At 65.9% G+C, this 19,539-nt stretch carries 18 protein-coding genes and 1 tRNA gene; 11 read left to right on the forward strand and 8 right to left on the reverse strand.

Annotated features, from left to right (window positions below):
* Positions 1-13: 13 nt before the first annotated feature.
* The gene (locus AC3B6A_RS08160) at positions 14-1,678 is read right to left on the reverse strand and encodes an MFS transporter (RefSeq protein ID WP_488401887.1); all 1,665 of its coding nucleotides are present in this window, start codon (positions 1,676-1,678) and stop codon (positions 14-16) included.
* 220 nt (positions 1,679-1,898) lie between these two features.
* On the opposite strand from AC3B6A_RS08160, the gene AC3B6A_RS08165 reads away from it, so the two are divergent.
* Positions 1,899-3,194: a phospholipase C/P1 nuclease family protein gene (locus AC3B6A_RS08165; RefSeq protein WP_488401889.1), complete on the forward strand. Its 1,296-nt coding sequence runs from the start codon at positions 1,899-1,901 to the stop codon at positions 3,192-3,194.
* 57 nt (positions 3,195-3,251) lie between these two features.
* Here the strand turns inward: AC3B6A_RS08165 and AC3B6A_RS08170 are convergent, their stop codons facing one another.
* The 5 genes from AC3B6A_RS08170 to AC3B6A_RS08190 all read right to left on the reverse strand — a co-directional run bounded on the left by AC3B6A_RS08170 (position 3,252) and on the right by AC3B6A_RS08190 (position 8,109).
* Entirely contained in the window at positions 3,252-3,515 is a 264-nt protein-coding gene (locus tag AC3B6A_RS08170) for a DUF2790 domain-containing protein (RefSeq protein ID WP_488401890.1), read from the reverse strand.
* Between the two features lie 342 nt (positions 3,516-3,857).
* Entirely contained in the window at positions 3,858-5,690 is a 1,833-nt protein-coding gene (locus tag AC3B6A_RS08175) for an ABC transporter ATP-binding protein (RefSeq protein WP_488401892.1), read from the reverse strand.
* Between the two features lie 74 nt (positions 5,691-5,764).
* Positions 5,765-6,325, reverse strand: a complete 561-nt coding sequence (locus tag AC3B6A_RS08180; RefSeq protein WP_488403547.1) for a peptidylprolyl isomerase — start codon at positions 6,323-6,325, stop codon at positions 5,765-5,767.
* Between the two features lie 30 nt (positions 6,326-6,355).
* The gene (locus AC3B6A_RS08185) at positions 6,356-7,147 is read right to left on the reverse strand and encodes an alpha/beta fold hydrolase (protein ID WP_488401894.1); all 792 of its coding nucleotides are present in this window, start codon (positions 7,145-7,147) and stop codon (positions 6,356-6,358) included.
* 35 nt (positions 7,148-7,182) lie between these two features.
* A complete protein-coding gene (locus AC3B6A_RS08190) occupies positions 7,183-8,109 on the reverse strand; it encodes a PA3225 family LysR-type transcriptional regulator (RefSeq protein WP_488401895.1) in 927 nt (308 codons plus the stop codon).
* 56 nt (positions 8,110-8,165) lie between these two features.
* On the opposite strand from AC3B6A_RS08190, the gene AC3B6A_RS08195 reads away from it, so the two are divergent.
* The 9 genes from AC3B6A_RS08195 (at position 8,166) to AC3B6A_RS08235 (ending at position 15,778) form a co-directional block, all read left to right on the forward strand.
* Complete coding sequence (locus tag AC3B6A_RS08195; protein ID WP_488401896.1) at positions 8,166-8,480, forward strand: 3-phosphoglycerate kinase; 315 nt, start codon at positions 8,166-8,168, stop codon at positions 8,478-8,480.
* A 149-nt stretch (positions 8,481-8,629) separates the two neighbouring features.
* Positions 8,630-9,229 carry an FMN-dependent NADH-azoreductase gene (locus AC3B6A_RS08200; protein ID WP_488401898.1) on the forward strand — a complete coding sequence of 200 codons (600 nt, stop codon included), beginning with the start codon at positions 8,630-8,632 and terminating at the stop codon, positions 9,227-9,229.
* A 202-nt stretch (positions 9,230-9,431) separates the two neighbouring features.
* Positions 9,432-9,716, forward strand: a complete 285-nt coding sequence (gene ihfB, locus AC3B6A_RS08205; protein ID WP_015478091.1) for an integration host factor subunit beta — start codon at positions 9,432-9,434, stop codon at positions 9,714-9,716.
* A 30-nt stretch (positions 9,717-9,746) separates the two neighbouring features.
* Positions 9,747-10,052, forward strand: coding sequence for a lipopolysaccharide assembly protein LapA domain-containing protein (locus AC3B6A_RS08210; RefSeq protein ID WP_488401900.1), 306 nt, complete (start codon positions 9,747-9,749; stop codon positions 10,050-10,052).
* Positions 10,045-11,187, forward strand: coding sequence for a tetratricopeptide repeat protein (locus tag AC3B6A_RS08215; protein WP_488401902.1), 1,143 nt, complete (start codon positions 10,045-10,047; stop codon positions 11,185-11,187). Before AC3B6A_RS08210 ends, AC3B6A_RS08215 begins: the two co-directional genes overlap by 8 nt.
* Before the next feature lie 59 nt (positions 11,188-11,246).
* Positions 11,247-12,209 (forward strand): UDP-glucose 4-epimerase family protein, encoded by a 963-nt coding sequence (locus tag AC3B6A_RS08220; RefSeq protein ID WP_488401904.1) that lies wholly within the window; start codon positions 11,247-11,249, stop codon positions 12,207-12,209.
* A 599-nt stretch (positions 12,210-12,808) separates the two neighbouring features.
* Positions 12,809-13,012, forward strand: coding sequence for a hypothetical protein (locus tag AC3B6A_RS08225; protein ID WP_488401905.1), 204 nt, complete (start codon positions 12,809-12,811; stop codon positions 13,010-13,012).
* Between the two features lie 206 nt (positions 13,013-13,218).
* The gene (locus AC3B6A_RS08230) at positions 13,219-15,207 is read left to right on the forward strand and encodes a polysaccharide biosynthesis protein (RefSeq protein WP_488401907.1); all 1,989 of its coding nucleotides are present in this window, start codon (positions 13,219-13,221) and stop codon (positions 15,205-15,207) included.
* Positions 15,208-15,400: 193 nt separating this feature from the next.
* Positions 15,401-15,778, forward strand: coding sequence for a ComEA family DNA-binding protein (locus AC3B6A_RS08235; RefSeq protein ID WP_488401908.1), 378 nt, complete (start codon positions 15,401-15,403; stop codon positions 15,776-15,778).
* Positions 15,779-15,871: 93 nt separating this feature from the next.
* On the opposite strand, the gene AC3B6A_RS08240 is transcribed toward AC3B6A_RS08235, so the two are convergent.
* Both AC3B6A_RS08240 and AC3B6A_RS08245 read right to left on the reverse strand, forming a co-directional pair.
* Positions 15,872-15,947 (reverse strand) — tRNA-Asn (locus tag AC3B6A_RS08240).
* A 70-nt stretch (positions 15,948-16,017) separates the two neighbouring features.
* On the reverse strand, positions 16,018-17,214 hold the full coding sequence (locus tag AC3B6A_RS08245; protein WP_488401910.1) for an amino acid aminotransferase: 1,197 nt from the start codon (positions 17,212-17,214) through the stop codon (positions 16,018-16,020).
* A gap of 182 nt (positions 17,215-17,396) precedes the next feature.
* On the opposite strand from AC3B6A_RS08245, the gene uvrB reads away from it, so the two are divergent.
* Positions 17,397-19,412, forward strand: coding sequence for an excinuclease ABC subunit UvrB (uvrB, locus tag AC3B6A_RS08250; RefSeq protein ID WP_488401912.1), 2,016 nt, complete (start codon positions 17,397-17,399; stop codon positions 19,410-19,412).
* Positions 19,413-19,539 lie beyond the last annotated feature (127 nt).

Here is a 19,539-nt window from a genome sequence, read left to right on the forward strand (position 1 = left end):
CGTTTCTGCGCCGCTAGCCGAGGGTTTCCGGCGGCGCCTCGTAGCTGCCCGACTCGTAGCTCACCCCGTGCCGCGTCACCGGCGGCGCATCGCCCACGTGCAGGCTGGTGACGTTGTCGACGATGGTCTTGTCCTCGAGGGTGAGGCGGTCGAGCATGCGCAGGTGGCCTATCCAGTTGTCCACCAGGAACAGCTCCTGCCAGATTTCCGGATTGCTCACGTCGCGGTACAGCGCCCAGCGTTCCGCGCCATTGCGCAGGCGCAGGCGGCGCAGCGGCTTGGCGCCGCGGACGAAGTCGCGGGTGCGCTCGGCCGGGATGCGGTACTCGATGGAGACCAGCACCGAGCCGCGCTCGGGGTTGAACTCGAAGGTCGGCTGGCCCGGCACGCCGCCCGGCGCGCGGGCGATGTTGCCGGCGTTCAGCTCCGGCAGCCGCGAGCTGTACAGCAGCGCCACCGAGACCAGCAGCAGGCAGCCGGCGGCGATCAGCGCGCCCTGCACGCCCATGGTTTCGGCGAAGTGGCCCCAGAGGAACGAGCCCGCCGCCAGCCCGCCGTAGATCGCGGTCTGGTAGAGCGCCAGGGCTCGTGCCTTGACCCAGTCGGGGACGAGGATCTGCACGGCGGAGTTGTAGGTGGCCACGGCGGCGATCCAGCAACTGCCGCCGAGGATCAGCGCCGGGAAGATCACCCAGAGGTTGTCGACCAGGCCCAGGATCAGCATGACCAGCGCCAGCACGGCGGCGGAAAAGCTGATCAGCCGGCTGCTGCCGAGCAACAGCCGGACCTTGCGCACCAGGGTGCTGGCGGCGATGGCGCCCAGGCCCAGGGCGCCGAGCATGTAGCCGTACACCGAGGCGCTGCCGTCCGGGTTGCGGTGCGCCAGCAGCGGCAGCAGGGCCCAGATGGCGCTGGCCGAGAGGCCGAAGACCGCCGAGCGCAGCATCACCAGACGGGTGACGCTGGAGTGCTGGGTGAAGCGCAGCGCGGCGATCACGCCCTCGAAGATGTGCTCCGGCGGCAGGGTGCGCTTGGGCACCTCGCGGCGCCATTGCCAGATCGCCCAGATCAGCGCGGCGTAGCACAGGCAGTTGAACAGGAACACCCAGGACGGCCCGGTGGCCGACAGCAGCAGGCCGCCGATGGCCGGGCCGACGGCACGGGCGACGTTGTAGTTGACGCTGTTGAGCAGCACCGCATCGCCGAGCATGCGCGGCGGCACCTGCTCGTTCACCGCGGCCTGCCAGGCCGGGATGGTGATCGAGGTGCCCAGCGACAGCCAGAGGATCGACATGATCAGCAGCAGCGGGTCGAGATAGCCGAGGAATGCCAGCAGCGTCACCAGCGCGGCGCCGGAGAGTTCGACCGAGAGGCCCACCAGCATGATCTTGCGGCGGTCATGGTTGTCCGCCAGCACGCCGGACATGATCGACAGCAGCACCAGCGGCAGCGCCGAGGCGACCTGGATCATCGCCACCATCAGCGGGCTGGCGTGGGCCTCGGTGACCACCCAGGCGGCCGCCACCGACTGCGCCCAGGTGCCGAGGTTGGCGAACAGGTTGCAGATCCAGATGATGCGGAACGCGGCGATGCTGAAGGGGGCGAGTACGCCACTGCGGGGGTCGGCTGGATCGGGCTTGAGCGGGAGGTCGTGCTTGGGTGAAACGGACTGCAGCATGGGAGCGCCCTTATACCGAGAGGCCGGCTGCGGAACCGTGCCGGTGCCTTTCCATGCCGGGCAAGTGTAGTGGCTGGGAGGGTTCGCGCCATTGATGAGGGGCAACCGTGGCGTTATCCGTGACTCGCACGGGGCAACTTCGACAGTGCCGGGGCGGCTCCCGGTTGCTAGGCTGCGTGCGGGTTTTCCTTGCGCATTGCCAAACAAGAGCGAAGAGCCGATGAAGCGATTTACCACCTGCCTGCTGGCCGGCCTGCTGGTCCTGCCACAAAGTCTCTGGGCCTGGTCCAATCACACCCTGGGCAGCTACATCGCCCTGCAGCAACTGCCGGCCATTGCCGGGGCGCCGGCGGTCGAGGTGGAGCCGCTGGAGAGCTTCCTCAGCCAGCAGCGCGCCGGCCTGGTGAAGCTGCTCGACGAGCAGGAAGCCTACGCCCGCGAACACTTCCGCGAATACCCGCCGCGCCCGGATGACCTGCGCCTGACCGAGGACGGCCGCGATGATCTGGGCAAGGCCTTCCTCATGGCGCTGCGCCTGAATCCGCAGATCAGGCTGGCCACCGCCGTGCAGCCGCCGCCGGGCGGCGAGCTGCCGGGCCATGCCGCGCTCAGGCCGGCCGATGTGCTGGTGTTCCACAACCTGTCCGGCTGGAGCCAGTGGCGCTTCGTGCAATTGCAGGCCGGGGAGAGGATTGCCGCGCTGGACGTGCTGGCCAGCGCCGCCGACGAGCCGGACTTCGGCCACGACATCAATCTGTTCAGCGACAACCCCGGCGAGGCCGGCCAGCGCTACGGCTTCGGCCCCCAGCCGTTCGGCGATCCGCGCTTCGAGTTCAGCTCCCAGGCGCCGTTCCACATGGGCTTCTACCACGAGGACGCGATCATCTTCGCCGGCGCGCCCTATCTGGCGCGCAACTGGCCGGAGTGGCGCGCCTACCAGTTCTACGGGCTGGCGCGCTTCGCCTTCGACACCGGCCACCCGTACTGGGGCTACCGCTTCCTCGGCTGGGCGATGCACTACATCCAGGACATGACCCAGCCCTACCACTCGACGCCGCTGCCGGGGGAAACCACCACCAGCATGCTGTGGACGGCCGGCAAGTCCATGGCCGGCTTCGATGCCGACAAGCAGGCGGCGATCCAGCGCGTGGCGGACCGGCATACCGGGGTGGAGCGCTATCAGCTGGAGTGGCTGCGCGAGACCTTGCGCCAGGGCGGGCCGTCGCCATTGCTGGCGGCCTACGCCGACGTCAGCGCCGATGGCGGCTATCCGGCGTATTCGACCGACTATCTGCGCGAGGTGGTGGCGAGCGAGTCCCATGCCCATGCGGCGGCATTCGATGCGGCGATCGGCCATTGGCTGGAGAACGAGAAGGCGCCGGCGGGGGATTTCAGCGCGGGGAACTCACCGGCGCCGTTCCGCCACGATGAGGCGTTGGATGAGCAGATTCTGCAATTGATCCGGCATTTCGGCGCGCACACTCGCAACCTCGCGAAGGCGGCCCTGCAGCCGTAGACGGGGCTGGCATTCCCGCCGGGGCTGCGTGGGCCCCGGCGGAAGTGCGCAAGTCGGTTAGCCGCCGGAGCAGCCGTTGCCCCACACCTGGTATTCGACGGTGTGGCGCTGACCCTGGGAGTCTTCGTAGGTCATGCGCGCCGGCACGATGCCGCACTGGTTGGACACGTCGGTGGTCGAGATCACATGGGCGATGTCCAGTTTCATGTCGTAGGTGTACTGCTCCACGGCCGCGCTTTGCGCCTGGTTGCCGGCATTCGCCTGCTCGGCCAGGGCGAGCGAGGAGAAGCCCAGCATGGCCAGGATGACTACAGCTTTCATGAATTTACCTGCCTTGTTCCCGGTGTCCGGACATGATCTGGCCGTGACGCTGAGCCTGGGGCTCCGTCGGGAAGCGTTGGGGATGATTACGGGTCTTGGGTGGTGTTGCGGCGCGCGCTGAAACAGCACGGAAATAATAGGATTCCGTTGACCTCCGTCATATAGCCCGGCGCCACAAATACTTGGTACTCAGAGGCAACAATCCAGCATTGACGGGGCTTGCAGGGCGGGTCCTGTGGCAGGAGGTCGCGGGAATGACGGCAACGCCCGTGTCGTCCCCACGGTCCGCTGGCCCCCGTAAAACGGAGGCCAGCGGCCCCTGAACAAAGGCGGGCGCCGGGCTCAATCCACCCCGACGAAGCCGCCCGTCTGGTGCCGCCACAGCCGCGCGTAGAGCCCGCCGTGGGCCAGCAGCTCGGCATGGCTGCCGCTCTCGACGACGCGGCCGTGCTCCAGCACCACCAGGCGGTCCATCCGGGCGATGGTGGAGAGGCGGTGGGCTATGGCGATCACCGTCTTGCCCTGCATCAGGGTCTCCAGGCTTTCCTGGATCGCCGCTTCCACCTCCGAGTCCAGCGCCGAGGTGGCTTCGTCGAGGATCAGGATCGGCGCGTCCTTGAGCAGCACGCGGGTGATCGCGATGCGCTGGCGCTGGCCGCCGGAGAGCTTCACGCCGCGCTCGCCGACATGGGCGTCGAGGCCGAAGCGGCCCTCGGCGTCGCTCAGCTGCGGGACGAACTCGGCGGCGCGGGCCTTGCGGATCGCCTCCTGCAGCTCGGCCTCGGTGGACTCCGGGCGGCCGTAGAGCAGGTTGGCGCGGATCGAGCGGTGCAGCAGCGAGGTGTCCTGGGTGACCATGCCGATCTGTGCGCGCAGGCTTTCCTGGGTCACGTGGGCGATGTCCTGGTCGTCGATCAGGATGCGTCCGCCCTCCAGGTCGTACAGGCGCAGCAGCAGGTTCACCAGGGTCGACTTGCCGGCGCCGGAGGGGCCGACCAGGCCGATCTTCTCGCCGGGGCGCACCACCAGGTCGAGGCCGTCGATCAGCCCGCCGCCCTTGCCGTAGCTGAACGACACCTGCTCGAAGCGCACCTCGCCACGCGCCACCGACAGCGGCCTGGCGCCGGGCTGGTCGACCACCTGGCGGGGCAGGGCGATGGTCTGCATGCCGTCCTGCACCTGGCCGACGTTCTCGAAGATGCCGCCGACCACCCACATGATCCAGCCGGACATGTTGTTGATGCGGATGACCAGCCCGGTGGCCAGGGCGATGGCGCCCACCGAGATCAGCGACTGGGTCCACAGCCACAGGGCCAGGCCGGTGGTGCCGGCGATCAGCAGGCCGTTGAAGACGGTGATGGTGACGTCCATCGACGTCACCACGCGCCCGGCGCGCTGGGCCTTGCGGGTCTGGTCGTCGATGGCCTCGCGGGCGTAGTTCTCTTCCTGGCGGGTGTGGGCGAACAGCTTGAGGGTGGTGATGTTGGTGTAGCCGTCGACGATGCGCCCCATGAGTTTCGAGCGCGAGTCCGAGGCGGCCACCGAGCGGCGCTTCACCTGCGGCACGAAGTAACCCAGCGCGCCGACGTAGCCGATCACCCAGAGCACCAGCGGGATCATCAGGCGCCAGTCGGCCTCGGCGAACAGCACCAGGGCGCTGACGGTGTAGATGACCACGTGCCAGATGGCGTCCACCACCTGCACCGCCGAGTCGCGCAGGGAGTTGCCGGTCTGCATGATGCGCTGGGCGATGCGCCCGGCGAAGTCGTTCTGGAAGAAGCCCAGGCTCTGCTTGAGCACGTAGCGGTGGTTCTGCCAGCGGATCAGGTTGGTCATGCTGGGGTTGATGCTCTGGTGCACCAGCATGTCGTGCAGGCCGTTGAACACCGGGCGCAGGACCAGCGCCACCACCGCCATCCAGATCAGCTCGCGGCCGTGCACGGAGAAGAAGTCGGCCGGCGCGGTGCCCTGCGCGAGGTCGACGATACGGCCGAGGTAGCTGAACAGCGCGACCTCGATCAGCGCGACGATCAGGCCGACGAAGAGCAGGGCGAGGAAGACCGGCCAGACCTGGCGCAGGTAATGGATGTAGAAGCGGATGACGTCGGACGGCGGCATGCGCTCGGGGGCATCGCGGAAGGGATCGATCAGACGCTCGAAACGACGATAAAGCATGATTCTTCTCGGGTTGGGGCAGGTCCGTCCTGGACCTGCCGAAGGGGGCCTCCGTCAGCCGTGGTTTCGAGAAATCACAGACGCTTGGCGGAGAGGATGACCACCGGGGTGTTCGGTACGTCCTGGAACATGCCGTGGCTGCCGGTCTTCACGCCGGCGATCTGGTCGACCACACCCATGCCGCGCACCACCTTGCCGAACACGGCGTAGCCGAAGTCGCGGGCACCGTGGTTGAGGAAGTCGTTGCCGGTCAGGTTGATGAAGAACTGGCTGGTGGCCGAATCCACCGCGCTGGTGCGGGCCATGGCCAGGGTGCCGCGCTCGTTGAGCAGGCCGTTGTCGGCCTCGTTCTTGATCGGCGCCTGGGTGTCCTTCTCCTGCATGGCTTCGGTGAAGCCGCCGCCCTGGATCATGAAGTTGGGGATCACGCGGTGGAAGATGGTGCCGTTGTAGAAGCCGCTGTCGACGTAGGCGAGGTAGTTCTTCACCGAGATCGGCGCCTTGTCGGCGTACAGCTCGATTTCGATCTCGCCCTGGCTGGTAGAGAGCAGCACGTGCGGCTTGTTGGTGTCGGCGGCGAATGCCGAACCGGCCAGGACCAGGGAGCAGGCGGCGAGCAGGAAGCGTTTGAACAGGGTCATTTGGCGGAGATTTCCGTAAGGTTTCTAGGGATGGTCGACCTGCTCGAGGAAGTCGAGCAGGGTGGTGTTGAAGCGTTCCGGCTGGTCCAGCGGCGTCGCATGGCGCGAGTCCTCGATCACCACCAGGCGGGCGTTGGGCAGGCGCCCGACGTAGGCCTGCTTGAGCGAGACCGGGGTGTAGTCGCGGTCGGCGCTGATCACCAGTGTGGGACAGGTTATGCGCGCCAGGCGTTCCTGCACACCCCAGCCGATGATGGCGTGCAGGCTGGAAAGGTAAGCGCGCTTGTCGTTCTGCGGCCAGCGCTGCTGGATCTTGCGACGCAGGTCGCTCTGTTCGGGCTTGGGGAAGAGCAGCTTGCCCAGCGCCTTGCCCACGGTGTCCAGGCCCAGCACGTGGGCGAGGAACAGCCGGCGCGCCACTTCCATGTATTCGCGCAGGGTGCGGGGCTTCACCTCCGGCGCGCTGTTGACGATGGTCAGGCTGTTCAGCCGTTCCGGCCAGCGGGTGGCCAGCTCGAAGCCGATCATGCCGCCCATGCTGATGCCCACCAGATGCACGCGGCCCAGGTGCAGGTGGTCGAGCAGGGCGATCACGTCCTCGGCGAAGGCGGCGATGCTGTAGCGCTCGCGCGGCTTGTCCGACTGGCCGTGGCCGCGCACGTCGAGGGCGATCACCCGGTGGCGCTTTTCCAGTTCCGGCACCTGGTATTCCCAGTCGCGGGTGCTGGAGCCGAGGCCGTGCACCAGCAGCACCGGGGTGCCGAATCCGCTTTCCTCGTAATGCAGGCGGTGGCCGGCGTGGTCGAAGAAGGGCATGGCTAGCTCCTTGCTTTTGCTCTGGGGCCGAGCCCTCAGGCCGGGCTCTCGGGGGCGGCGAAGTGCGCGTCCAGCGGGACGCTGGCGAAGGTGGTCAGCAGCTCGACGAGGATCTGCGTGGCCGGGCCGAGCGGCTTCTCCTTGTTCGGGTAGAGGTAGAAGCGGCTCTCGCGCACGCCGCCCTGGTTCAGTGGCAGCGGCTTGAGCAGGCCGTCCTGCAGTTCGCGCTCGATCATGTGCCGCGGCAGCCAGGCGAAGCCCAGGCCGTTGCTGACGAAGGTGGCGGCAGTGGCCAGGCTGCCCACCGTCCAGCGCTGCTCGGCGCCCAGCCAGCCGACGTCGCGCGGCTGCAGGCGGCCGGAGTCGCGGATCACCACCTGCATCTGGGTTTCCAGGTCCTGGTGGGTGAGCGCCCGCTGCAGGCGGTGCAGCGCGTGGTCGGGGTGGGCGACGGCGACGAAGTCCACCACGCTCAGGTCGGCGCCCAGGTGCCCGGCGATGTTCAGGCCGCTGATGGCCAGGTCGGCATGGCCCTGCACCAGCGCTTCCTCCACGCCGGAGAGCACCTCCTCGCGCAGCAGCACCCGGCAGCCACGGCTTTGCGGCATGAAGGCGGAGAGGGCGCGGACCAGGCGCACGGTGGGATAGGCGGCGTCCACCACCAGGCGCACCTCCGGCTCCCAGCCCTGTTCCATGTGGTGGGCCAGCTCTTCCAACTGGCCGGCGGATTTCACCAGCTGGCGGGAGCGCCGCAGCAGCACCTCGCCGGCCTCGGTGAGCACCGCCTTGCGCCCGTCGATGCGCAGCAGCGGCACGCCGAGTTGCTCCTGCATCCGCGCCACGGTGTAGCTGATCGACGACTGCGAACGGTGCAGGGCTTCCGCCGCCTGGGCGAAGCCGCCGTGATCGACCACGGCCTGCAGGGTTCTCCACTGATCCAGGGTAACGCGGGGCGCTTTCATCCTCGCCTCCTCTTGTCTAATCTGGCGGTCCGGAGAAGACCAACAAGAGACCGCCCATGAAAAAAATCTGCTGTGCCGTACTGGCCCTGCTGCCACTGACCGCCCTGGCCTTCCCGATCGAGGTGCAGAAGACCCTCAATGGCCTGGACGTCAGCTATGACACCCAGGGCATCGGCGACCAGATGGGCGCGATCCTCCTGACCAACAACGGCCAGCAACCAGTGACCTGCACCGCGGTGTTCGTCAATGGTCCGGAAACGCCTACCGTGCGCAGGGCCACCCTGGCGCCGGGCCGGGGGGCCAACCTGACCGCCAGCTTCAGCCGCGCGGTCATCAGGCTGCGCATCAGGCTCACCTGTACGCCGGCCTGACGGAGCCTGTCATTACCCAAGACTAGAGGTAGTCAGGTTTAAAATCAATTTATTCGATGATTAACAGCGATTATTTACGCTTTTTTATCGATTTAACCGTCTATAGGATTCACTCCATCGCCCAGTTATGACCGATGGAGGTCGAATCCATGTCCCGCGTTCTGGTTATTGAAAGCAGTGCCCGTCAGCAGGGTTCCGTATCCCGTCAGCTGACCCGCGAATTCATCGCCCAATGGCAGGCCGCCCACCCGGCGGACGAAGTCCAGGTTCGCGACCTGGCCGTCGAGCAGGTGCCGCACCTGGATGCCGACCTGCTGGGTGGCTGGATGAAGCCCGAGCAGGAACAGTCCGAGACCGAACGCGCAGCGCTGCAGCGCTCCAACCTGCTGACCGCCGAGCTGCAGGCCGCCGACGTGCTGGTGCTGGCCGCGCCGATGTACAACTTCGCCATCCCCAGCACCCTGAAATCCTGGCTGGACCACGTGCTGCGCGCCGGCCTCACCTTCAAGTACACCGAGAGCGGCCCGCAGGGCCTGCTGAGCGGCAAGCGCGCCTTCGTGCTGACCAGCCGCGGCGGCGTCTACGCCGGCGGCGCGCTGGATCACCAGGAGCCCTACCTGCGCCAGGCGCTGGGCTTCGTCGGTATCCACGACGTCACCTTCATCCATGCCGAAGGCCTGAACATGGGCGCCGAGTTCGCCGAGAAGGGCCTGTCCAAGGCCAAGGAGCAGCTCGCCGCCATCGCCTGATCCGTTTTCCCTTGCGCACCCTCCCGCTCCTGGGTGCGACCGTGGCCGACCTCCAACCCCCGGAGGCCGGCCATTTTTTTGTTCCCGAGGCCGGCCCGGCGGGGGCGCGACCACATCCTTCCCATTCGGACTGTTCAAAGCCTGATCAGCATGCTAAAAGAACCTTGAGCTGATCTAGCCGCTTGAAAAAGAAGGGAAAACCATGACCAAGTCGGAGTTGATCGAGAGAATCGTCACCCATCAGGGGCAGCTTTCCGCAAAGGATGTGGAGCTGGCGATCAAGACCATGCTTGAGCAAATGTCCCAGGCTCTGGCGACGGGGGATCGCATCGAAATCCGGGGGTTCGGCAGTTTCTCCCTGCACTACCGCGCCCCGCGCACCGGCCGCAACCCGAAGACCGGCGAGTCCGTGCGCCTGGACGGCAAGTTCGTTCCGCACTTCAAGCCCGGCAAGGAGCTGCGCGACCGCGTCAACGAGCCCGAGTGACCCCTGGGTAGCCGTTTTGAAGGAGTTCCCATGCTTCGGGTAAAGCGTTTCCTGTTCATCCTGGCGCTCGTCGTGCTGGCCGCCGTGGTCGTGGTTTTCGTCCTGGAGAACCTCCAGCCCGCGCAATTGACCTTCCTTGGCTGGCAGTCGCCACAATGGCCGCTGGTGCTGTTCGTTTCCCTGGCTTTCATCCTCGGCGGGCTGATCGGCCTGCTGCTGAGCATTCCTGTCCGCGCCCGGGCGCGCGTCCGCATGGCCGGCATGCGCTCCGAAATCACTCGCTTCCGCAAGGAGAACGACGCGCTGCGTGACAAGTCGCTGACGGATCATGCCTAGCGTCCTGGCCACGCTGCTGTTCTTCTGCGCCCTGGCCATCGGCTGGTGGATGGGGCGGCGCTCGCGTCCGGAGCCCGTCGCCGGCGAAGGCCGGGACCTGCGGGCACGCATCCACAGCATGCACAACCTGCTGGAGCACCACTCCGACGATGCGCTGGAAAGCCTTTCCCAGGGGCTGGTGCTCAGTCCGGAGACGCTGGAAAGCCATCTGCACGTCGGCAACCTGTTCCGCCGGCGCGGCGACATCGAAAAAGCCATTCATATTCACCAGGACCTCCTGGGGCGCGCTGGCGGGGATGCTTCGCTGGCCTCCCAGGTCCGCCTCGAACTGGCGCGGGATTTCATCGCCGGCGGGCTGCTCGGCAGCGCCGAGGAATTGCTCGATGAGCTGGTCCACCTGCAGGGCGCGCCGATTTCGCTGGAGGCGCTCGACGAGCAACGGCTGATCTGCGAGCGGGAGAAAGACTGGTCCCGGGCTATCGAACTGGCCGCCCGGCTGGTGCCCAGCCGCCCCGAACTGAGCGCGGCGCTGGCCAATTACTACTGCGAGCTGGCCCAGGAGAAGGGCAGGACCGGCGATCGCAGTGCCATGCAGGAACTGCTGCGCGAGGCCCGACGGGTGGATCGCCATTGCGTGCGGGCGCTGTTGATGCGGCTGGACTGCGAGCTCTGGCGGCAGGACCATCCGGCGGCCGTCGCCACCATGAGCGAGCTGGCGCGGGACGCCAAGGCTTTCGTCGGGGAGATCGTGCCGTTGTTGCGGCGTTACGATTGCCTGGGTGAGCCACAGATACGTGCGTTCCTGCGCGACCTGGCGGAGTCCGAAGAAGTGCCGCCGCTGATCCTGGCCGTCCTGGCCGAGACCGGCGACTCGGCGCACTGGCGCGACAGCCTGTTGCGGCGTGTCGAGCAGCGTCCCTCCTGGCAGGGAATCGGCGAGTTCCTCGAAGGGCTCGGCGCAACTGGTGGAAATCCTTCCAGCGTTGAAAAAATTGCTCCAGTTATCATCGGCTTGTATAGGACAATGCCACGCTACCGCTGTAGCCGGTGCGGTTTCGCCGGGCGGGAACTGCACTGGCAGTGTCCGAGTTGCCATGCCTGGAATGCGCTGCGGCCGGTCATCTCGCCCCTCTAGCGCGAATTCGCTCGACATTATGGATGACGCCACGTGCGTCGCTTTCTACAGGTACAGGATTGAACGTTTTACTGACGGGCGCGACGGGTTTTGTCGGGCGAGGCGTTTTGGCGCGTTTGTGCCTGGAACCCGGTGTGCGTGTGCGCATCGCCGTGCGGCGGTTGCCGGATGAACTGCCCGCCGGCGTCGAGTCTGCACGCATCGACGGGCTGAGCGCCTCCCAGCGTTGGGATGAGGCGCTGCAGGGTATCGATGTGGTCATTCATGCGGCCGCGCGGGTGCATGTCATGGATGAGCGTGCCAGCGATCCGCTGGCCGAGTTCCGTGCCGCGAACGTCGAGGCGACCCGCCACCTGGCCCGGCAGGCAGTCGCGGCAGGGGTGAAGCGGTTCGTCTACGTCAGCTCCATCAAGGTCAATGGCGAGGAGACCCCACCCGGGCAGCCGTACCGCTCTGATTCGCCCGCGCACCCGCAGGACCCTTACGGCCAGTCCAAGTTTGAAGCGGAGCAGGCTTTGTTCGCCATTGCCGACGAAACCGGCCTGGAGGTGGTGGTGGTACGCCCACCGCTGGTCTACGGGCCGGGCGCGAAAGCCAATTTCGCCAAGCTGACGGTTGCACTGCAACGGCGGCTGCCGTTGCCTTTCTCGGCCATTGACAATCGTCGCAGCCTGGTCGCGCGGGACAATCTGGTCGATCTGCTGCTGCGTTGTACGCGTCATCCTGCGGCTGCCGGCCGGGTGTTCCTGGTCAGCGATGGGCAGGATCTGTCCACCGCGCAACTGTGCCGCGAACTGAGCAATGCTTTGGGAGTGCGCCCACGACTGCTGCCGATGCCGGCCCTGGCTTTGCGAGTACTGGGCCTGCTCAGCGGGCGCAGCCAGCAGGTGCAGCGCCTGCTGAGCTCGCTGCAGGTGGATATTTCCGCCACCCGCCAGATTCTGGATTGGGAACCTCCGGTGCCGGTGGCGCGGGCGATCCGGGAGGCCGCGCAATGGTTCAGGGAGCATCGGAAGCAATGAGCATGGGCGTAATGCTGGCAGCGGTCTTCCTGGTGTCTTGAGCGATGATCTGAGGCGTGCGGTGCTATACGTTGGCGCGGAGCATCATGGATGTCCAGAACGCCCGCAGCTCGCACCGGATTCCGACACCCAAGGGCGGGTGGTGTCGCCATCGTGGCGGGATTCCTCGGTTGCCTGGCGCTGGCCGCTGCCCTCGGGGCGGTGGACCTTCGCAGCCTGGTGGCCCTGCTGCCTGCTCGGGCATTTCTTCGGAGCGGGATGGCTGCTGTACTGGGTGGTCGGGTTGCCGGTGCTGTCCGGGGCCTGGGGGGGCTCGACCTGGGCTTGGCGGGGGCGCCAGCCTTCGTATTCCTCGCCTGGCTGCTCAACTTGTAGCATTTCGTGGATGGCATCCCCGACCTGGAGGTCATCAGCGTCTGTCTGGTGGGGCGTTTTGCTACTGGTTGGTCGACGCCGGCGCGAAAGCGTGGCTCAGGTTGAGCCCAGCCATGGCGACCGCAGGGCCATGGTCAGGAATTTCCCGCCGGAGCGCATTTTCATGGGCGATGTCGGCAGCGACTTTCTCGGGGCGTGCTGGGGTGAATAGCGCTCCAGGCGGGATGGGTGTTGCCGCCGTCGATCTGGAGCTGGTTGATCCTGCTCGAGGTGTTCGTGGTCGATGCGAGCTATACCTGTTCCATCACCCGATTCGCGGCGAGCGGGTTTATGGGGCGCATCGCAATCACGCCTATCAGCGTGCCTCCCGGCACTACGGCAGCCATTTGCGGGTGTCCCTGGCGATTGCCGGCATCAATCTGCGCTGATTGGTGCCGCTGGCTATTCTGGTCAGCCTGGGACTGTTTTCCGGTTCGTTGGCGCTGATTGTTGCTTATGTTCCTTTGGTGCTTGTCGTGGCTCGTCTGGACGCAGGTCGTCCGGATGATCAGGAAGTGAGCTGAACTCCATTGGAAATGGTGGTCAATGTAGCGGGGAGATTCGTTACTCCGCTCTCGATTAAGGACAAGTACAAATGCTTCGAGAACGCCTGCTAAGGCTTCCGCGACGGTACAAACGACTCTTGCAGGTCGTCACTGACATCATTCTGGTCTGGTTCTCGCTCTGGATGGCGTTCATCGTGCGCCTGGGAACGGAGGACCTGCTCTATCCCACGCGGGTGCATGGCTGGCTGTTCGCCGTGGCGCCGGTCGTGGCGATTCCGCTGTTCATCCGCTTCGGCATGTACCGGGCAGTGATGCGCTACCTGGGCAATGACGCGCTGATCGCCATCTGGAAGGCGGTGACGGTGTCGGCCCTGGTGCTGTCGCTGGTGGTGTACTGGAACCGCTCGGTCACCGAGATGGTTCCGCGCTCCCTGGTGCTGAACTACTGGTGGCTCAGCCTGCTGATGGTCGGCGGGCTGCGCCTGGCCATGCGGCAGTACTTCATGGGCGACTGGTACAGCGCCGTGCAGGCGGTACCCTTCTTCAACAAGCAGGACGGCCTGCCGAAGGTGGCCGTGTATGGCGCCGGTTCGGCGGGAAACCAACTGGTCGCGGCCTTGCGGATGGGGCGCGCCATGCGCCCCGTGGCCTTCATCGATGACGACGACGAGATCGCCAACCGCGTTATCGCCGGCCTGCGGGTGTTCAAACCCAAGCACATCCAGCAGATGATCGAGGAGACTGGCGCGCAGGAAGTGCTGTTGGCGATTCCGTCGGCCTCGCGTGCGCGCCGCCGCGAAATCCTCGGCCTGCTGGAGCCCTATCCGCTGCATGTGCGCAGCGTTCCCGGGTTCATCGACCTGGCCAATGGCCGGGTGCGGGTGGACAACATCCAGGAGGTGGATATCGCCGACCTGCTCGGGCGCGATGCGGTCGAGCCGCGCGAGGAGCTGTTCGAACACTGCATTCGCGGCCAGGCGGTGATGGTGAGCGGGGCGGGCGGTTCCATCGGCTCGGAGCTCTGCCGCCAGATCCTGAGCTCTTCGCCGACGGTGCTGGTCCTGTTCGAGCACAGCGAATACAACCTCTATCGCGTGCACCAGGAACTGGAAATGCGCGTCAAGCGTGAATCCCTGGCGGTGCAGCTGGTGCCGATCCTGGGCTCCGTGCGCAATCCAGAGCGGCTGCTCGACGTCATGCGGACCTGGAAGGTGGTCACCGTCTACCACGCCGCCGCCTACAAGCATGTGCCGATCGTCGAGCACAACATTTCCGAAGGCGTGCTCAACAACGTGCTTGGCACGCTGCATTCGGCGCAGGTGGCGGTGCAGGCCGGGGTCCAGAACTTCGTGCTGATCTCCACCGACAAGGCGGTGCGCCCGACCAACGTCATGGGCAGTACCAAGCGGCTGGCGGAGATGATCCTGCAGGCCCTGAGCCAGGAGTCGGCGCCGGTGTTGTTCGGCGACAAGTCCGGTGTGCATCAGGTCAACAAGACCCGCTTCACCATGGTTCGCTTCGGCAACGTGCTGGGCTCGTCCGGCTCGGTGATTCCGCTGTTCCGCGAGCAGATCAAGCGCGGCGGGCCGGTGACGGTCACCCACCCGGGCATCACCCGCTATTTCATGACGATTCCCGAAGCCGCCCAACTGGTCATCCAGGCGGGCTCGATGGGACGTGGCGGCGATGTGTTCGTGCTCGACATGGGGCAGCCGGTGAGGATTCTCGAACTGGCCGAGCGGATGATCCACCTGTCCGGCCTGAGCGTGCGCTCCGAGCGCACGCCCCACGGCGATATCTCCATCGAGTTCAGCGGGCTGCGGCCGGGCGAGAAGCTGTACGAGGAGTTGCTGATCGGCGACGACGTCAGTGCTACCGAGCATCCGATGATCATGAAGGCCAACGAGGAACTGATGCCCTGGGATGGCTTCAAGCTGGTGCTGGTCGACCTGCTCGCGGCGGTCGATCAGGGCAACTATGCGCGGGTGCGCCAGCTGCTGCGCGAAACCGTCAACGGCTATTGCCCGGAAGGCGAGATCGTCGACCTCATCCATCAGCAACGACGCATGGAGCCCTGAGCGCGGGCGCCTAGCAGAAGGCGGAAGAGCCATATCTGCGAACGGTGTCAGTCCTTTCTTTGCGATTTGTCGGCGGCGACGGAGATTGCCGCCGACTCTTTAAAGCGGCGTTTTCACGGACATTCCCGGCGATATGTTTCCCAGGCGGCGCATTGGCGTCCGCCTAGCAACCTGACGTATCACGGAACGCTCCATGAAAAGAAGCCTGACATCCATCGCAAGAATCGCCCTGTTGGCCAGCCTTTCCTTCGCCGGTGTTTCCGGCGCAGCAATCGCCGATATTGCCGAAGCAGCAGCCAAGACCGAGCCTGCCGCCAAACCTGCCATCGAGTCCGCCGCACCCGCCGACAAGGCGCCAGCGCCGGTCGCGAATGCCGACACGGTGAACATCAACTCCGCGACCGTGGAGGAATTGCAGGACGTGCTGAAAGGCATCGGCAAGGTCAAGGCCCAGGCGATCGTCGACTACCGTACGGCAAACGGCCCGTTCACCAGTGTCGACCAGCTCCTGGAAGTGAAAGGGATTGGCAAGGGAACCCTGGACAAGAATCGGGACAGGATTTCACTCTGAGGGGGGGCAGAACGAAATAAGCCGGTCATTGACCGGCTTTCTTTTCCGGGCGGAAAAGAAAAAGCCCCCGGCATGTGCCGAGGGCTTCGAATTTGGCTCCGCGACCTGGACTCGAACCAGGGACCCAATGATTAACAGTCATTTGCTCTACCGACTGAGCTATCGCGGAACAACGGGGCTGTATCTTACTGATTAAAAAGGGGAAGTCAACATCGTTGCGATGACTTCCCCTTAATTGCTCACAGCACCTGGACGATGGCGCGGGTGACGGTGTCCAGGTTGCCGTTGTTCAGCGCGGCGACGCAGATCCGGCCGGTGCCGACGGCGTAGATGCCGAACTCGTTCTTCAGGCGCTCCACCTGCTCGGCGGTCAGGCCGGAGTAGGAGAACATGCCGCGCTGCTGGGCGACGAAGCCGAAGTCGCGCTTGGCGCCCTGGGCGGCCAGTTGGGCGACCATGGCTTCACGCATGGCGTGGATGCGGGTGCGCATTTCGCCCAGCTCTTCTTCCCATACCGCGCGCAGTTCCGGGCTGTTCAGCACGGCAGCGACGACGCTGGCGCCGTGGGTCGGCGGGTTGGAGTAGTTGGTGCGGATCACGCGCTTGACCTGGGACAGCACGCGGGCCGACTCCTCGCGGCTGTCGGTCACCACCGACAGGGCGCCGACGCGCTCGCCGTACAGCGAGAACGACTTGGAGAAGGAGCTGGAAACGAAGAAGTTCAGGCCCGACTTGGCGAACAGGCGCACCGCGGCGGCGTCTTCGTCGATGCCGTCGCCGAAGCCCTGGTAGGCGATGTCGAGGAAGGGCACGTGGCCCTTGGCCTTGAGCACGTCCAGGACCTGTTTCCAGTCGTCCATGGAGAGGTCGACGCCGGTCGGGTTGTGGCAGCAGGCGTGCAGCACCACGATCGACTGCGAGGGCAGGGCGTTGAGGTCTTCCAGCAGGCCGGCACGGTTCACGCCGTGGGTGGCGGCGTCGTAGTAGCGGTAGTTCTGCACCGGGAAACCGGCGGCTTCGAACAGCGCGCGGTGGTTTTCCCAGCTCGGGTCGCTGATGGCGACGGTGGCGTTGGGCAGCAGACGCTTGAGGAAGTCGGCGCCGGTCTTCAGCGCGCCGGTACCGCCGACGGCCTGGGTGGTGACCACGCGGCCTTCGGCCAGCAGCTCGGAGTCAGCGCCGAACAGCAGCTTCTGCACGCCCGAATCGTAGGCGGCGATGCCTTCGATCGGCAGGTAGCCGCGCGGGGCATGGGCCTCGATGCGGGCTTTCTCCGCGGCCTGCACGGCGCGCAGCAACGGGAGACGGCCTTCCTCGTTGTAGTACACGCCAACGCCCAGGTTGATCTTGCCCGGACGGGTATCGGCGTTGAAAGCTTCGTTCAGGCCCAGGATGGGGTCGCGGGGGGCCATTTCGACAGCGGAGAACAGACTCATTTTGGCGGCAGCTCTAAGGCGGGAGTGAAGTGCAATTGCAGCCCCCCGCTCACGGCGCTGGGGGTTGCGTCGACGGGCCGGTATTATATAGGCCTCTATGGCAGGCGGCGAGTTGTCGCGCATGCTTTCGACTGGTAAGACGCTTTGGCGACCGAAGCGTCACACGCCAAAGCGAGGTTCCCATGTCGTTATTCCAGCTGGATTCGCGCTTCAAGCCCGCCGGCGATCAGCCGGAAGCCATCCGGCAGATGGTGGAAGGGCTGGAGGCGGGCCTGTCGCACCAGACGCTGCTGGGGGTGACCGGCTCCGGCAAGACCTTCAGCATCGCCAACGTCATCGCCCAGGTGCAGCGCCCGACCATGGTCCTGGCGCCGAACAAGACCCTGGCCGCGCAGCTTTACGGCGAGTTCAAGACCTTCTTCCCGAACAACGCGGTGGAGTATTTCGTCTCCTACTACGACTACTACCAGCCCGAGGCCTACGTACCGTCCTCGGACACCTACATCGAGAAGGATTCCTCGATCAACGACCACATCGAGCAGATGCGGCTGTCGGCGACCAAGGCGCTGCTGGAGCGCGAGGACGCCATCATCGTCTGCACCGTGTCGTCGATCTACGGCCTCGGTGACCCGGCGTCCTACCTGAAGATGGTCCTGCACCTGGACCGCGGCGACCGCATGGACCAGCGCGAGCTGCTGCGCCGCCTGACCAGCCTGCAGTACACCCGCAACGACATGGACTTCGCCCGCGCCACCTTCCGCGTGCGCGGCGACGTGATCGACATCTTCCCGGCGGAATCGGACCTGGAGGCCATCCGCGTCGAGCTGTTCGACGACGAGGTGGAGAACATCGCCGCCTTCGACCCGCTGACCGGCGAGGTGCTCACCAAGCTGCCGCGCTTCACCTTCTACCCCAAGAGCCACTACGTAACCCCGCGGGAAACGCTGCTGGAGGCGGTGGAGCAGATCAAGGACGAGCTCAAGGTGCGCCTGGACTACCTGCGCAACAGCAACAAGCTGGTGGAAGCCCAGCGCCTGGAGCAGCGCACCCGCTTCGACCTGGAGATGATCCTCGAACTGGGCTACTGCAACGGCATCGAGAACTACTCGCGCTACCTCTCCGGGCGCGGTCCCGGCGAGCCGCCGCCGACCCTCTACGACTACCTGCCGGCCAATTCGCTGCTGGTGATCGACGAATCCCACGTCAGCGTTCCCCAGGTCGGCGCCATGTACAAGGGCGACCGCTCGCGCAAGGAAACCCTGGTGGAATACGGCTTCCGCCTGCCCTCGGCGCTGGACAACCGGCCGCTGCGCTTCGAGGAGTGGGAGGCGATCAGCCCGCAGACCATCTTCGTCTCCGCGACCCCCGGCCCCTATGAGGAACAGCACGCCGGCCGGGTGATCGAGCAGGTGGTGCGCCCCACCGGCCTGGTCGACCCGGAAGTGGAAATCCGCCCGGCGACCACTCAGGTCGACGACCTGCTCTCGGAAATCCGCCGGCGCGTGGCCGAGGACCAGCGCGTGCTGGTCACCACCCTGACCAAGCGCATGGCCGAGGACCTCACCGACTACCTCGGCGACCACGACGTGCGGGTGCGCTACCTGCACTCGGACATCGACACCGTGGAGCGGGTGGAGATCATCCGTGACCTGCGCATGGGCACCTTCGATGTGCTGGTGGGGATCAACCTGCTGCGTGAGGGGCTGGACATGCCCGAGGTGGCGCTGGTGGCGATCCTCGACGCGGACAAGGAAGGCTTCCTTCGTTCCGAGCGCTCGCTGATCCAGACCATCGGCCGCGCCGCGCGGAACCTGCACGGCAAGGCGATCCTCTATGCCGACAACGTCACCGGCTCGATGCAGCGGGCGATCAACGAGACCGAGCGGCGCCGCGCCAAGCAGGTCGCCTTCAACGAAGCGCACGGCATCGTGCCCAAGGGCGTGAAGAAGGACATCAAGGACATCCTCGAAGGCGCCGTGGTGCCGGGCGCCAAGGGCAAGCGCCGGAGCCTGGCGAAGGTCGCGGAAGAAAGCGGCCGCTACGAGAACGAGCTGCGCACGCCGGACGCGATCGCCAAGCGCATCAAGCAGCTGGAAGAACGCATGTACCAGCTGGCCCGCGACCTGGAATTCGAGGCCGCGGCCGGTGTGCGCGACGAGATCGGCAAGCTGCGCGAACGCATGGTTTCGATGGAGTGATTGGTCGGAAAGGGGCGGGGGCAGGCTCCAGCACCTGTCTTCCCTGGCGCTCCCGCAGGATGGCGTAGAGCGCAGCGAACCCCATCGATTCCGAGTACCGGCAACATGGGTATCGCTGCGCTCCACC

Source organism: Pseudomonas sp. B12(2026) (genome assembly GCF_057767015.1).

Bases quoted from the DNA above. Each gene is read 5' to 3' on its own strand.
- AC3B6A_RS08160 (WP_488401887.1), bottom strand. From the start codon at position 1,678: ATGCTGCAGTCCGTTTCACCCAAGCACGACCTCCCGCTCAAGCCCGAT.
- AC3B6A_RS08165 (WP_488401889.1), top strand. From the start codon at position 1,899: ATGAAGCGATTTACCACCTGCCTGCTGGCCGGCCTGCTGGTCCTGCCA.
- AC3B6A_RS08170 (WP_488401890.1), bottom strand. From the start codon at position 3,515: ATGAAAGCTGTAGTCATCCTGGCCATGCTGGGCTTCTCCTCGCTCGCC.
- AC3B6A_RS08175 (WP_488401892.1), bottom strand. From the start codon at position 5,690: ATGCTTTATCGTCGTTTCGAGCGTCTGATCGATCCCTTCCGCGATGCC.
- AC3B6A_RS08185 (WP_488401894.1), bottom strand. From the start codon at position 7,147: ATGCCCTTCTTCGACCACGCCGGCCACCGCCTGCATTACGAGGAAAGC.
- AC3B6A_RS08190 (WP_488401895.1), bottom strand. From the start codon at position 8,109: ATGAAAGCGCCCCGCGTTACCCTGGATCAGTGGAGAACCCTGCAGGCC.
- AC3B6A_RS08195 (WP_488401896.1), top strand. From the start codon at position 8,166: ATGAAAAAAATCTGCTGTGCCGTACTGGCCCTGCTGCCACTGACCGCC.
- AC3B6A_RS08200 (WP_488401898.1), top strand. From the start codon at position 8,630: ATGTCCCGCGTTCTGGTTATTGAAAGCAGTGCCCGTCAGCAGGGTTCC.
- ihfB (WP_015478091.1), top strand. From the start codon at position 9,432: ATGACCAAGTCGGAGTTGATCGAGAGAATCGTCACCCATCAGGGGCAG.
- AC3B6A_RS08210 (WP_488401900.1), top strand. From the start codon at position 9,747: ATGCTTCGGGTAAAGCGTTTCCTGTTCATCCTGGCGCTCGTCGTGCTG.
- AC3B6A_RS08215 (WP_488401902.1), top strand. From the start codon at position 10,045: ATGCCTAGCGTCCTGGCCACGCTGCTGTTCTTCTGCGCCCTGGCCATC.
- AC3B6A_RS08225 (WP_488401905.1), top strand. From the start codon at position 12,809: ATGGGTGTTGCCGCCGTCGATCTGGAGCTGGTTGATCCTGCTCGAGGT.
- AC3B6A_RS08230 (WP_488401907.1), top strand. From the start codon at position 13,219: ATGCTTCGAGAACGCCTGCTAAGGCTTCCGCGACGGTACAAACGACTC.
- AC3B6A_RS08235 (WP_488401908.1), top strand. From the start codon at position 15,401: ATGAAAAGAAGCCTGACATCCATCGCAAGAATCGCCCTGTTGGCCAGC.
- AC3B6A_RS08245 (WP_488401910.1), bottom strand. From the start codon at position 17,214: ATGAGTCTGTTCTCCGCTGTCGAAATGGCCCCCCGCGACCCCATCCTG.
- uvrB (WP_488401912.1), top strand. From the start codon at position 17,397: ATGTCGTTATTCCAGCTGGATTCGCGCTTCAAGCCCGCCGGCGATCAG.